Below are 13,092 nucleotides of genomic sequence, written 5' to 3'. Positions count from 1 at the left end.
CGACGACGTACGCTCCGACGCCGTGGCATCCGACACCGTGCCGTCCGACACTGTGCCCTTCGAAGACGCCGCCGGCGACTTCGGCGCCGCCGTCGCCGAGGTGGTGCGGATGATCCCGCCGGGTCACGTCATGACGTACGGCGACGTCGCCGCAGCCCTCGGGTCGCGGGCGTCGCGAGCCGTCGGCAAGGTGATGGCGCACGAGGGCGCCGACCTGCCGTGGTGGCGCGTGGTGCGCGCAGGTGGGCACCCGCCGCTGCACCACGAGGCCCGCGCACTCGAGCACTACCGCGTCGAGGGGACGCCGCTCGTGCAGGGGACGTCGACCTGGAGGCTCGACATGCGTCGTGCGCGCTGGTCACCAGCAACGGACGCCGACGACCCGTTCTGATCCCCGGTCCGCACAGGTCGGCCCGACGGGGTCCGCCCTGGATCGGCCGTCAGCGGTCGAAGCGCGCACCCTTCGGGTTCGCGGGCAGCAGGCACAGCACGTACACGATGAGCGAGCCGAGGCCAGGCAGCACGTGCAGGAACTGCCAGAAGCCGGACAGGTTCGCGTCGTGCAGCCGTCGGGCGCCGAGCGCGAGCGACCCGATGAGCGTCGCGAGCACCCACAGCATGAACAGGTACGAGCCGACGGGGTTCTCGAGCGCCGGGGTGTCCGGCGTGAACACCTGCGGCACGAGCTGCAGCACGAGCCCGATCGCGAACGACGTCAGCCACCACCACCAGAACTCGGCGCGCGATGCCCGTCCGGTGAACACGGTGTACTTCCGCCAGAACCGTCGGACGGCCTCGGTGAAGGGGGCACCGTAGAAGGGGTCGTGCAGGGCGACGCCGCCGGGCTGCACCACGCTGTCGTTGCTCATGGAGCAAGCCAACCACGTGGTGCATCGATGACATCTGGCCCATCCTGAGTCGAAATAAACGAAACCTGTTACGGTTGTTGCGAAGGAGATAAAGATGCCAGCACAGGTACACGCTTTGCAGCAGGAAACATATGAGGCTTCCGACGCCGGAGCGGTCGCGCAAGTTCATGACTTCCTCGCCGCCCATGCTGAAGCGGGCCGGGATGAGATCGAAGCCCGCTACTTCCTCGCTGGAGCCGAGGCAGGCGATCACGTCGAACTACCGGCCGAGGTCCATCGAGTTCTCCTACAGGTGATCGAAGCGATGCAGCGCGGCTTGGCCGTCACGATCTCACCGCAGTCCCGCACGCTGACGACCCAGCAAGTTGCTGAGCTGCTCAACGTGAGTCGACCAACGGTCGTGAAGATGCTCGACCGGGGAGACATCCCGTTCGAGAAGGTCAACACGCATCGACGGATTAAGCTCGCGGATGCTCTTGCATACCGGACGCGACGCCGAGATGAGCAGTACGAAGCACTGTCGGCGTTGTACTCCACCGAGTACGACGAAGGTGATGACGTCGACACGACACTGGCAGACCTTCGGCTCACACGGAAGCAACTCCGAGCAGGTCAACGAGAATAACTCGCGACACATGAGATACTCCTAGAGTGTTCACGGCGCTCCTCGACACCTGCGTGCTCTGGCCCAGCCTTCAGCGGGATCTCCTCCTGTCGCTCGCCATCGAAGGCGTGTACCGCCCAATCTGGAGCACGGCGATCCTCGAGGAACTCGAGTACCACGAGGCGAAGAAGCTAGTGCGTCGCGGTGCGGACGAGGCGGCTGCCGAGGAGCGAGCACACCGGTTGGTCGAGACAATGCGCCTGAAGTTCGACGATGCGGTCGTCACAGGATGGGAGCGCCTCGATGGTTCCTACGGCCTCCCGGATCCTGACGACGAACACGTGGTCGCCGCTGCAGAGCTTGGCGGAGCGGGCGCCATCGTCACACTCAACTTCAAGGACTTTCCTGACGACAAGATCCCGAGCGGAATCGATATCCTCGGCCCGGCCTCGTTCGTCCACGATCAGGTCTCGCTCCGCCCGGCGGCTGCGGCCCGGGCGGTACTCGAACTCGCGTCCAGGACTGGACAGCACGGCCCGAAGCTGTCGCCGACCCAGATCGTCGATGTCCTGGAGAGCCGCTACGAGATGCAGGAAGCCGCGGCACTTCTCCGCCACCAGTTAGCCGACCCCTCGTGATGTCGGCGATGACACTCTGCGGAGTGTCATCGCCGGCATCACAACTCGTCACACGAGCGAGTCGCGCCAGGCCGCGTGCAGCTGGGCGAACCGCCCGGTGCCGGCGATGAGGTCGGCGGGGGTGCCGTCCTCGACGATCCGGCCGTGTTCCATCACGAGCACCCGGTGGGCGATCGCGACGGTGGACAGCCGGTGCGCGATGATCACCGCGGTGCGGTCGGCGAGCAGGGTCTCCAGGCCCTCTTGCACGAGTCGCTCCGAGGGGATGTCGAGCGACGCCGTGGCCTCGTCGAGGATGAGCACCTTCGGGTCCGCGATGAACGCCCGCGCGAACGAGAGCAGCTGCCGCTGACCCGCCGAGACACGACCGCCGCGCTTGTTCACGTCGGTGTCGTACCCGTCGGGCAGCGCCATGATGAACTCGTGCGCGCCGACGGCCTTGGCGCTCGCCTCGATCTCCTCACGCGACGCACCGGGCTTGCCGAGCGCGATGTTGTCCGCGACGGTGCCGGAGAACAGGTACGCCTCCTGCGTGACCATGACGATCGCGCGGCGCATGTCCTTCGTGTCGAGGTCGCGCAGGTCCACGCCGTCGAGTTTCACCGAGCCCTGGGTCGGGTCGTAGAAGCGCGCCATGAGCTTGGCGAGCGTCGACTTGCCGGCACCGGTGGACCCGACGAGGGCGATGGTCTGCCCCGACGGGATGTGCAGGTCGAACTCCGGCAGCACGACCTTGCCCTTGTTGTAGGCGAAGACGACCTCGTCGAAGTCCATCTTCCCGGTGGCGTCCGCCAGACGGGTGGGCTTCACGGGGTCCGGCACGCTCGGCCGTTCCTCGAGGACACCGGAGATCTTCTCCATCGCCGCCGAGGCCGACTGGTACCCGTTGTAGAACATCGCGAGTTCCTGCGCCGGGTCGAAGAAGCGCTTGGCGTACAGCGCGACCGCGAGCAGCGCACCGACCTCGAGCGTCCCGCCGACGATCCGGAAACCACCGACGATGACGACCGCTGCGAGCGTCGCGTTGCCGATGAGCACGAGCACCGGGTCGAAGGTCCCGAACAGGTTGAACACCTTCGTGTTCGCCACCCGGTAGTCCTCGACGTAGCCGCCGTACTCGTCACGGTTGCGGGACTCCTTGCGGAACGCCTGCACCGCGCGGATGCCCGTCATCGTCTCGACGAAGTGCACGATGACGCGCGCCGAGGTGACACGGGTCGAGCGGAACAGCGTCTGCGAGTTCGTCTGGAACCAGCGGATCAGGAACCAGAGCGGCACGAGCGACACCGCGAGCACGAGCCCGGACGTCGGGTCGAGCAGCACCAGGGCCACGGCGGTGAACGCCATGTACAGCACGCCCTGGATGAGCTGGTTCAGTCCGGAGTCGAGCAGCTCGCGGATCGAGTCGAGGTCACTCGTCTGGCGCGAGATAATCCGGCCCGACGTGTAGGTCTCGTGGAACTCGAGCGAGAGCCGCTGCGTGTGCAGGAACACCCGCTTGCGCAGGTCGAACAGGATCGCCTGGCTGATCCGTGCCGCGAGCACCGTGTACCAGGCCGTGAGCACCGCACCGAGGACGGCCACGACGATGTACGTCGCGACGACGCCGAACGCCGGCACCCAGTCGTTCTGGTCCATCACCGCGGGCAGGGCGTTATCGATGCCCCACGCGATGAGCGCCGGACCCGCGACGGTGCCGGCGGTCGAGACCACGACCACGATGCCGAGCAGCACCAGCCGGAGCTTCAGCGGTGCGGCGAGGGACCCGAGCAGGGCGAGGGACCGGCGCCGAAGGCGCTTGCTCTCGGCCTTCGTGAAGTCCTCACGCTCCTCGCCGCGCACGCCCATGGTGGTGATCGAGGCGGTGACGGGGGCGGCAGCCTGCTCGTCCGGAGCTTCCTGCGGGACGGACGCCGTGCCTCCCGGCAGGTTCTGGTCGGTCTGCTGGCTCATGCCATCGCCTCCTGTCGTGCGGTCGCGTCGTCGTCGTCGAGCGACGAGATGACGTAGCGGTAGTGCTCGTTGGTGGCCATCAGGTCGTGGTGGGTCCCGACGGCCGTGACGACGCCGTTCTCCATCAGGGCGACCCGGTCGGCCAGCGTCACCGTCGACGGACGGTGCGCCACGATGAGCGACGTGGTGTCGGCGAGCACGCGACGCAGGCCTGCCTCGACCCGCGCCTCGGTGTCGACGTCGAGCGCCGACAGCGGGTCGTCGAGCACGAGCACCGACGGCCGCGCGGCGATCGCTCGGGCGAGTGCCAGGCGCTGGCGCTGGCCACCGGACAGCGACAGCCCCTCTTCACCGACCCGGGTGTCGACGCCGTCGGGCAGGTCGTCCACGAAGGACGCCTGCGCGATGTCGAGCGCCTCGCGCATGAGCGCTTCGGCCTCGGCACCCTGCACGTCCGGTCGACCGAGCAGCACGTTCTCACGCACGGTCGACGAGAACAGGGTGGCGTCCTCGAAGGCGACGCCGACGTGCCGGCGCAGTTCCTCGCGGGTGAGGTCGCGGATGTCGACCCCGTCGATCGTCACCGAACCGCCGGTCACGTCGTACAGACGCGGCACGAGCGAGAGCAGCGTCGTCTTGCCGCAGCCGGTGAGGCCGACGAGCGCCATGGTCTCGCCCGGCTGCAGCTGCAGTTCGACGCCGTTGATCAGGTCCGGGTACTGCGGCGCGGAGTCCTGGTACCGGAAGTGCACGCCGTTGAACGACAGGGCACCGTGCGGCTCGGCGATCGTCTTCGGGTGCTCCGGGTCCGTGATGGTGTTCTCGGAGTCCATGACCTCGAAGAAGCGGTCGACCGCCGTGCGGGTGTCGAACGTCATCGAGAGCAGGAAGCCGATCGACTCGATCGGGAACCGCAGCACCGTCGCCGTCGCGAAGAACGCGAACAGCTGGCCGACGCTGAGCTGCCCCTGCGACGCGAGCCAGATGCCGGCGAGCAGGCACAGGGCGAACGCGACGTCGGGCACGAGCAGCAGCCACAGCCAGATGCCCGCGATGGCCTTCGCCTTCTTGATCTCGGTGCCGCGCAGGGCCTCGGCCTGCTCGCTGAACTCCTCGAGCTTCGCGCCGCCGCGACCGAACGCCTTGAGCACACGGATGCCGTGCACCGACTGCTCGACGCTCGTGGCGAGGTCACCGACCTGGTCCTGGCTGCGGCGTGCGACGGCGGAGTACCGGCGCTCGAACAGCAGGCCGTTGATCCACAGCGGGATCGACGCGATCAGGAAGATGAGCCCGAGGATCCACCCGAAGGTGAACAGCACGACGAAGCCGACGACGATCGTGACGATGTTCACGACGAGCAGGACGACCCCGAAGGCCAACCAGCGCCGGATCAGCGACAGGTCCGACACGGAACGGGACAGCAGCTGCCCGGACTCCCAGCGGTCGTGGAACGCGACCGGCAGGTCCTGCAGCTTCGCGTAGAGCGAGTTGCGCATGCTGGTCTCGATGCGGGTCGAGGGGCGCATCACCAGCCGGCGGCGCGAGGCGATGAAGAACGCCTCGAGCACTCCGAGGGCGAGCACCCCGAGCCCGGCGGGCCAGATCTGTGCGGAGTCGCGCGACGACAGCGGACCGTCGACGAGCCACTGCAGCACGTAGGGGATTGCGAGCGCCACCAGGGAGGCTCCCATCGCTGCGGCCATGCCGCCGATGAGGCGCCCCTGGTAGGGCTTCACGTAGGGGTAGATCCGCGCGATCGCGCGGAAGGTGGACGGGCGCGCCGTGGTGGGCGACTTGGACATGCGTTGCGTCCTCATGCGTCTGCCGGGTCCCCGGGTCGCGCTGCGCGGTGCTTGCTTGCTGCTTGCTGCTTGCTTGCTTGCTTGCTTGCTTGCTGCTTGCTGCTTGCTTGCTTGCTTGCTGCTTGCTCGCGTTGCGCGGCTTCGGCCTGGAGGCTCGGTGTGGCGTTGCGTGGTGATCATCGGCCGGGCGCGTGGTCGCGTCTCCGCCGTCACTCGCGTGACGTCGGTCGGGCCGGAGGCACCGAGGGAGCGTCGTCCCCCGGGTTCAGGCGGGTGGTTCGCGGACGCCGGTGGTGCTGCGCCGCGGGGCCGTGGGAACGGCCCGACTAGACGGCGGCCGCGGCGCGGGGCCGCGGTGCGATCAGGGATCGCCGTGCGGGAGTGGTCCCCACGACGGACACGAGACCTGCACGGGCGGCCGTCGCCACGGTTCCGGTCATGTTGTCCATCGTCACTCCAGTCGTCGTCTTCGTCACCGTTGTGTCCGCGGTGCCGCCGATCCCGAGGGATCGTCGGCTGCCTGCCGCGGAGCCTTACAGACTATTCACAGTGACTCACGGCGCGCAATGGTTCGCCACCGATTGTTCACATCAGTGGAAGAAGTGGCGCTCGCTCGTGAAGTACATCGTGACGCCGGCGGCCTTCGCCGCGGCGATGACCTCGTCGTCGCGGACACTGCCGCCGGGCTGCGCCACCGCACGGACACCGGCGTCGAGCAGCACCTGCAGGCCGTCGGCGAACGGGAAGAACGCGTCCGACGCCGCCACGCTGCCGGTCGCGCGGTCACCGGCCCGGTTCACCGCGAGGTGGCAGGAGTCGACCCGGTTGACCTGGCCCATGCCGACGCCGACGCTCGCGCCCTGGTTCGCCAGTAGGATGGCGTTCGACTTCACCGAACGGCTCGCCTTCCACGCGAAGGCCAGGTCGGAGAGGGTCTGCTCGTCGGCGGGCTCGCCGGCGACGAGGGTCCAGGTGGCCTGGTCGAAGCCCGTGAAGCGGTCGGCGTCCTGCACCAGGAACCCGCCGGAGATCTGCTTGACCTCGCGGTCGGCGAGCGCGAAGTCGGCCGGCAGCGTGAGCAGGCGGATGTTCTTCTTGCGCGACAGGATCTCGAGCGCCTCGGGGTCGAACCCGGGGGCGACGACGACCTCGGTGAAGATGTCCTTCACGGTCTCGGCCATGGCCACGGTGACCGGGCGGTTCGCGGCGATGACCCCGCCGAACGCCGAGAGCGGGTCGCAGGCGTGCGCGGCGGCATGGGCCGAGGCGATCGGGTCGGCGGAGTCGGCCGGAGCGATCGCGATGCCGCACGGATTGGCGTGCTTGATGATCGCGACGGCGGGCTCGTCGAAGTCGAAGGCCGCACGGACCGCTGCGTCGGCGTCGACGTAGTTGTTGTACGACATCTCCTTGCCGTGCAGCTGCGTCGCCTGTGCGATGCCGGTGCCGTCCGACGTCGTGTAGAGCGCCGCGGCCTGGTGGGCGTTCTCGCCGTAGCGCAGGGTCGCCGACAGCTCGGCCTCGACCGCCAGGTGCTCGTCGAACGCACCGGGGGTCCGGATGTCACCGGCGGTCGTCGGGGCTGCAGCGGCGGTGACGACGTCGCTCGCGAAGTAGGACGCCACCGCGGTGTCGTAGGCGGCGGTGTGCGCGAAGGCCTGGGCTGCGAGGCGCTTCCGGAGCTCGAGCGTGGTGCCGCCGGCACGGACGGCCTCGACGACCTCGGGGTAGGACGCCGGGGACACGACGATCGCCACGTTCGGGTGGTTCTTCGCCGAGGCGCGGACCATCGCGGGGCCGCCGATGTCGACGTTCTCGACCACGGTCGCGGTGTCGGCACCCGACGCCACGGTCTCGACGAACGGGTACAGGTTCACGACGACGAGCTCGAACGGCGCGATGTCGAGGTCGGCGAGCTGCTGCTCGTGCGACTCGAGCCGCAGGTCGGCGAGCAGGCCGGCGTGCACCGACGGGTGCAGGGTCTTCACCCGGCCGTCGAGCGACTCCGGGAACCCGGTGACGCTCGCGACGTCGGTGACGGCGTAACCGGCGTCACGGATGGTCTGCGCGGTGGAGCCGGTCGACACGATCTCGACCCCGGAGTCGGCCAGGGCGCCGGCGAGCTCGAGCAGGCCTGACTTGTCGCTCACCGAGATCAGTGCACGGCGGACCGGGACCACGTCACGGTCGCGGTAGAGGCTGGGGTCGGCTGCGTGCACGCTCATGCGCTCGGGGTGCCCTTCAGGTCGGTGGTGCCGTTGGCGATGTCGAGGATGGTCTGGATGAGCAGGCGGCGCTCGACCGGCTTGATGCGGTCGTGCAGCGTTGACTCGGTGTCGCCCGGCAGCACCGGGATGCGCTCCTGGGCGAGGATCGGACCGGTGTCGACGCCGTCGTCGACCGCGATGACGCTCGCGCCGGTCTCGGTGACCCCGGCGGCCAGGGCATCCCGTACGCCGTGGGCGCCGGGGAACTCGGGCAGGTACGCCGGGTGGGTGTTGATGATCCCCGGGGCGAACTCGGACACCACGGCCGGGGGCAGCAGGCGCATCAGGCCGGAGAGCACGAGCAGGTCGGGCGACCACGGGCGGATCTGCTCCGCCAGGGCCTGGCCCCACTCGGCGCGCGAGTCGTAGCGGGTGAACGGCACCGTGAAGGTCGGGATCGAGAACTCCTCCCCCAGGCCGAGGCCCTCGGCGTCACGATCGGCACCGATGGCGACGACACGGGCGGGGTACTCGGCGTCGAAGGTCGCTTCGAGCAGGGCTCGGAGGTTCGACCCGGTACCGGAGATCAGGACGACCAGTTCGAGCACGGCACCAACCCTACCGGCAGGCACGCACTCGACGGGCGCTGTTACCGGTCGTCCTTCGGCTGCCTCCACCAGGGCAGTTCGTCCTCGGGGATCTGGTCGGTGACGTCCCACTTCGTCGGGCGGGGCTGCTCCGCCGGCCTCGAGGCGGGCCCACGGGTGTCCGGCGCGACGTCCACGCGGTCCGCCTCGGCCGTCTCGTCCACGTCGTCGCGTCCGGCGACGAACTCCTCGGTGTTCCACGGGAACGCGGGCTGGGCGTCGGTGGGCACCGGGGTGGGTGCAGCTGCCGGGGCGGGCGCTGCGGGCCGCTCGGTACCGGGGCGCTGGGGCTCGGCGTCGGAGCCGGTCACGCGGTCGCGGAGTGCACCGGCTCGTCCGCGGACACCCTCGGCCGCGCCGGCCAGGCGGTCGCGGAGGCCGCCCAGGGCTGCTCGTCCGGCACTGCGGCGCTCCGGTCCGGGCTCGGCGGCCAGGCGGTCGGCGGCCACCGCGTCGGTCTTCGCCCAGTCGGGGAGCTCGACGTCGTGGTCGGTGCCACCGGCGCGCGGTGAGACGGGCGCGGGTGCGGAGGCGGGCCGTGCGGGTGCCGCATCGGCGGGCTCGCTGCGGATCGGCTCGCTGCTGACCGGCTCGGTCGCGTGCTCGGTCGTCGCGCGGGGCCGCGCAGCGGTCGACCCGTCGTGGGACTCCTCGACCACGAAGCGGTGCACGTCGGTGGTGCGCCCGGCACCGGCCTGGTCGAGTGCGGCGAGCAGGGAACCCTCACCGAGGTCGACCCCGGCGCGCGCCGTGTCGTGGTCATCGTCGGATTCGTCGGCCTCGGTCCAGCGCTCCCGCGTCCATCCGCCCTCCGGCAGCCGGACCAGGTCGCTGCCCGCGGCGAGGGCGATGATCGCCGGCAGGCCGACCTCGAGTGCGGCGAACCCACCGACGGCCAGGGCGTTCGGGCCGACGTCGGCCAGGCGCCCGGGGCCGAACGAGCCGGACGACACCCAGGCGATGAGCCCCGTGAGCACACCGGCCACGAGTCCTGCGACGACGCCGCCGAGCGCACGGTGCAGCGCGGAGTCGGCGGCGCCCAGGGCCCGCACCAACCGTGGTCGCATCGAGCCACCGATCGCGAACCCGGCGATGACCGGCACGAGGACCCAGACGAGCCCGAAGGTGTGACCGGAGGTCGGCAAGGCGCCGAAGACCGGCAGACCGGGGATCGGGCCCAGGGTCGTGGCGATCGGGGACACGCTCGACCCGGTGCCGATGGCGAACCCGGGGCCGATCAGCCACGAGGTCGCCCACCCGACGAAGTCCGGCAGGAACGCGAGCTGCCCGACGGTGAGCGCGACGCCGCCGATGACCCCGGCGTGCGACTGCTCGTACAGGGTGATGACCTCGGCGAACGAGGTGAAGAGGAGCAGGCCGACGAGCACCGCGGCCACGCCGACGACCACGGCGGTCGCCGCGGTCCCGGCGCGCAGGCCGAACCCGGCGACGGACCGCCACACGGCGGGGATGCGCTCGACCAGGTCGATGACCCGCCGGGTGCCGGCGTCGGCGGGCAGGTCACGGCGACGACGGCAGACCTCGGAGGCGGCGAGTGCGGGCATCCCGAACCAGAGCGCCGGCAGCACCACGGCCTGCCAGAGCGTGGGGCGGGTGGCGGCGGAGGTCGCCGACAGCGCGACGGCCAGACCGAGGAGCGCGACGACGGCGGTCCCGACCAGCAGCCCGGTGGTGCGGTGCTCGGTCTCCGCGAACCGCCGTCCGGCGCGGGCGCCGAGCCACGCCGTCACGACCGCGAACCCGAGGGCCGCCAGGGTGACGTGGATGGGGTCGGCGGCGCCGCTGACCCCGGTGCTCTTGGCGAGTGCGGACCCGAGCAGGAACGAGACGTCGACGCCGTGTCCGACGAGCCACACGCTGCCGGTGGCCTTCCAGAACACGTCCCAGTCGACCTGCAGGCCGTACTCGAACCCCCAGAGCAGCGTCAGGGGCACGAGGGCGATCCCGATGCCGACGCCGACCGTCACGACCGCCTCGATCGCGGCGAGCAGAGCGGTTCCCAGGCGGTTCATCGCAGCGAGGATACGTGCCCCTCGCGCGGCCACCCCGGAGCCGCGCGGCTGCCGACGCAAAACACCGGTGTTCGCAGGACGAACACGCGCAGGACGCGGTTCAACCGACGAACACCGGTGTTGTGCGGAACAAACGAACCGCTAGCGAGCGGCGACGACCTCACGCAGCAGCGCGGCGGTCTCGGACGGCGTCTTGCCGACCTTGACGCCGGCGGCCTCGAGCGCCTGCTTCTTCGCCTCGGCGGTACCGGCCGAACCGGACACGATCGCGCCGGCGTGGCCCATCGTCTTGCCCTCGGGAGCGGTGAAACCCGCGACGTAGCCGACGACCGGCTTGGTGACGTGCGCCTTGATGAACTCGGCGGCACGCTCCTCCGCGTCGCCACCGATCTCGCCGATCATCACGATGGCCTCGGTCTCGGGGTCGGCCTCGAACGCGGCGAGCGCGTCGATGTGCGTGGTGCCGATGACCGGGTCGCCGCCGATGCCGATGGCGGTCGAGAAGCCGAGGTCCCGGAGCTCGTACATCATCTGGTAGGTCAGGGTGCCGGACTTCGAGACGAGCCCGATCGGGCCCTTGCCGGTGATCGTCGCCGGGGTGATGCCGACGAGGGACTCCCCCGGGGTGATGATGCCGGGGCAGTTCGGCCCGATGATCCGGGTCGTGCCGCCCTTCGCCTTGGCGTGCGCCCAGAACTCGGCCGAGTCCTGCACGGGGATGCCCTCGGTGATGACGACGACGAGCGGGATCTCGGCGTCGATGGCCTCGGTCACGGCGTCCTTCGCGAAGGCCGGCGGGACGAAGACGATCGAGACGTCGGCACCGGTGGTGTCGATGGCCTCGCGCACCGAACCGAAGACCGGCAGCGACACGTCGCCGTGGGTGACGGTGGTGCCGGCCTTGCGGGCGTTCACGCCGCCGACGACGTTCGTGCCGGCCTTGAGCATCAGGGCGGTGTGCTTCGTGCCCTCGCCACCGGTGATGCCCTGGACGATGACCTTGGAGTCCTTGTTGAGGAAGATCGACATGGTCAGTCCCTTCAGGCCGCTGAGGCGGCGAGTTCGGCGGCCTTCTCGGCCGCATCGTCCATGGTCGCGGCGACGGTGACGAGCGGGTGCGCTGCCTCCGCCAGGATCCGACGACCCTCTTCCACGTTGTTGCCGTCGAGGCGCACGACGAGCGGCTTGGTGGCCGCGTCGCCGAGGATGCCGAGCGCGGCGACGATGCCGTTCGCGACGGCGTCGCAGGCGGTGATGCCGCCGAAGACGTTCACGAACACGCTCTTCACCTGCGGGTCGCCGAGGATGACGTCGAGGCCGTTGGCCATGACCTCGGCCGAGGCGCCGCCGCCGATGTCGAGGAAGTTGGCGGGCTTCACGCCGCCGTGGCGCTCACCGGCGTAGGCGACGACGTCGAGCGTCGACATGACGAGCCCCGCGCCGTTGCCGATGACGCCGACCTGGCCGTCGAGCTTGACGTAGTTCAGCCCGTGGGCCTTCGCCTTGGCCTCGAGCGGGTCCTCGCTGGCGGTGTCCTCGAGGTCCTTGTGGCCCTCGTGGCGGAAGTCGGCGTTCTCGTCGAGCGAGACCTTGCCGTCGAGTGCCAGGATCTGGCCGTCGCCGGTGCGGACGAGGGGGTTCACCTCGACGAGGGTCGCGTCCTCGCCCTTGTAGACGTCGTAGAGCTTCACGAAGACGTCGGCGACCTGATCGCGGAGCGACTCCGGGAAGTTCGCCTGCGCGGCGATCTCGAGCGCGGCGGCCTTGTCGATGCCCGTCAGCGGGTCGACCTCGACCCGGGCGAGCGCCTCGGGCTTCTCGACGGCGAGCTGCTCGATCTCCATGCCGCCCTCGACGCTGGTGAGCGAGAGGTAGGAGCGGTTGGCCCGGTCGAGCAGCACGGAGAAGTAGAACTCCTCGGCGATGTCGGCACCCTGGGCGACCATGACGCGCTGGACGGTGTGGCCCTTGATGTCGAGGCCGACGATGGCCTGCGCGTGCTCGAACGCCTCGTCCGGGGTCTTCGCGACCTTCACGCCGCCGGCCTTGCCGCGACCGCCGACCTTCACCTGCGCCTTGACGACCACGACGCCACCGATCTTCTCGGCCGCCGCCTTCGCCTGCTCGGGGGTGTCGGCGATGATCCCCTGCAACACGGGGACGCCGTAGGACTCGAAGAGGTCCCTGGCCTGATACTCGAAAAGATCCACGCTGTTCTTCTTCCCGCACGGTTCGTGCGATCGGCATCGGTTTCCCGGTCGCGCTCTCCACATCGAGGGTCGCTCGATGTCGAGACAACGGCCGCCACGCAGCCTAGCGCTGCTCGGTGGACGGCC

At 69.9% G+C, this 13,092-nt stretch carries 11 protein-coding genes; 3 read left to right on the top strand and 8 right to left on the bottom strand.

The window, feature by feature from the left end; genetic code table 11:
- The first annotated feature begins 22 nt into the window (after positions 1-22).
- Positions 23-391 (top strand): MGMT family protein, encoded by a 369-nt coding sequence (locus HQQ79_RS05470; protein WP_258373547.1) that lies wholly within the window; start codon positions 23-25, stop codon positions 389-391.
- 49 nt (positions 392-440) lie between these two features.
- On the opposite strand, the gene HQQ79_RS05465 is transcribed toward HQQ79_RS05470, so the two are convergent.
- Positions 441-869 carry a DUF805 domain-containing protein gene (locus HQQ79_RS05465; RefSeq protein ID WP_027466671.1) on the bottom strand — a complete coding sequence of 143 codons (429 nt, stop codon included), beginning with the start codon at positions 867-869 and terminating at the stop codon, positions 441-443.
- A 94-nt stretch (positions 870-963) separates the two neighbouring features.
- Between HQQ79_RS05465 and HQQ79_RS05460 the strand changes: the two genes are divergently transcribed.
- Both HQQ79_RS05460 and HQQ79_RS05455 read left to right on the top strand, forming a co-directional pair.
- Entirely contained in the window at positions 964-1,494 is a 531-nt protein-coding gene (locus HQQ79_RS05460; protein ID WP_173032823.1) for a helix-turn-helix domain-containing protein, read from the top strand.
- Between the two features lie 26 nt (positions 1,495-1,520).
- Entirely contained in the window at positions 1,521-2,111 is a 591-nt protein-coding gene (locus HQQ79_RS05455; RefSeq protein ID WP_173032821.1) for a PIN domain-containing protein, read from the top strand.
- 48 nt (positions 2,112-2,159) lie between these two features.
- Here the strand turns inward: HQQ79_RS05455 and HQQ79_RS05450 are convergent, their stop codons facing one another.
- From HQQ79_RS05450 to sucC, 7 genes are all read right to left on the bottom strand, one after another.
- On the bottom strand, positions 2,160-3,959 hold the full coding sequence (locus HQQ79_RS05450) for an ABC transporter ATP-binding protein (protein ID WP_139178874.1): 1,800 nt from the start codon (positions 3,957-3,959) through the stop codon (positions 2,160-2,162).
- Between the two features lie 101 nt (positions 3,960-4,060).
- A complete protein-coding gene (locus tag HQQ79_RS05445; RefSeq protein WP_027466673.1) occupies positions 4,061-5,869 on the bottom strand; it encodes an ABC transporter ATP-binding protein in 1,809 nt (602 codons plus the stop codon).
- Positions 5,870-6,459: 590 nt separating this feature from the next.
- Positions 6,460-8,094: a bifunctional phosphoribosylaminoimidazolecarboxamide formyltransferase/IMP cyclohydrolase gene (gene purH / locus HQQ79_RS05440; RefSeq protein WP_173032819.1), complete on the bottom strand. Its 1,635-nt coding sequence runs from the start codon at positions 8,092-8,094 to the stop codon at positions 6,460-6,462.
- A complete protein-coding gene (gene purN / locus HQQ79_RS05435) occupies positions 8,091-8,684 on the bottom strand; it encodes a phosphoribosylglycinamide formyltransferase (protein WP_071404669.1) in 594 nt (197 codons plus the stop codon). Before purN ends, purH begins: the two co-directional genes overlap by 4 nt.
- A gap of 41 nt (positions 8,685-8,725) precedes the next feature.
- Positions 8,726-10,756 carry a DUF6350 family protein gene (locus tag HQQ79_RS18380; RefSeq protein ID WP_216852171.1) on the bottom strand — a complete coding sequence of 677 codons (2,031 nt, stop codon included), beginning with the start codon at positions 10,754-10,756 and terminating at the stop codon, positions 8,726-8,728.
- 141 nt (positions 10,757-10,897) lie between these two features.
- Entirely contained in the window at positions 10,898-11,785 is an 888-nt protein-coding gene (gene sucD / locus HQQ79_RS05425; RefSeq protein WP_071250213.1) for a succinate--CoA ligase subunit alpha, read from the bottom strand.
- 11 nt (positions 11,786-11,796) lie between these two features.
- A complete protein-coding gene (sucC, locus tag HQQ79_RS05420) occupies positions 11,797-12,966 on the bottom strand; it encodes an ADP-forming succinate--CoA ligase subunit beta (RefSeq protein WP_173032817.1) in 1,170 nt (389 codons plus the stop codon).
- Between the last annotated feature and the right edge of the window lie 126 nt (positions 12,967-13,092).

This window comes from Curtobacterium sp. VKM Ac-2852, assembly GCF_013205045.1.
Lineage (GTDB): Bacteria > Actinomycetota > Actinomycetes > Actinomycetales > Microbacteriaceae > Curtobacterium > Curtobacterium flaccumfaciens.
Note: the sequence above shows the minus strand (reverse complement) of the source record. Positions and strands in the feature narration are given on the sequence as shown.

Bases quoted from the DNA above. Each gene is read 5' to 3' on its own strand.
- HQQ79_RS18380 (WP_216852171.1), bottom strand. From the start codon at position 10,756: ATGAACCGCCTGGGAACCGCTCTGCTCGCCGCGATCGAGGCGGTCGTG.
- HQQ79_RS05465 (WP_027466671.1), bottom strand. From the start codon at position 869: ATGAGCAACGACAGCGTGGTGCAGCCCGGCGGCGTCGCCCTGCACGAC.
- HQQ79_RS05460 (WP_173032823.1), top strand. From the start codon at position 964: ATGCCAGCACAGGTACACGCTTTGCAGCAGGAAACATATGAGGCTTCC.
- HQQ79_RS05450 (WP_139178874.1), bottom strand. From the start codon at position 3,959: ATGGGCGTGCGCGGCGAGGAGCGTGAGGACTTCACGAAGGCCGAGAGC.
- sucD (WP_071250213.1), bottom strand. From the start codon at position 11,785: ATGTCGATCTTCCTCAACAAGGACTCCAAGGTCATCGTCCAGGGCATC.
- HQQ79_RS05445 (WP_027466673.1), bottom strand. From the start codon at position 5,869: ATGTCCAAGTCGCCCACCACGGCGCGCCCGTCCACCTTCCGCGCGATC.
- purH (WP_173032819.1), bottom strand. From the start codon at position 8,094: ATGAGCGTGCACGCAGCCGACCCCAGCCTCTACCGCGACCGTGACGTG.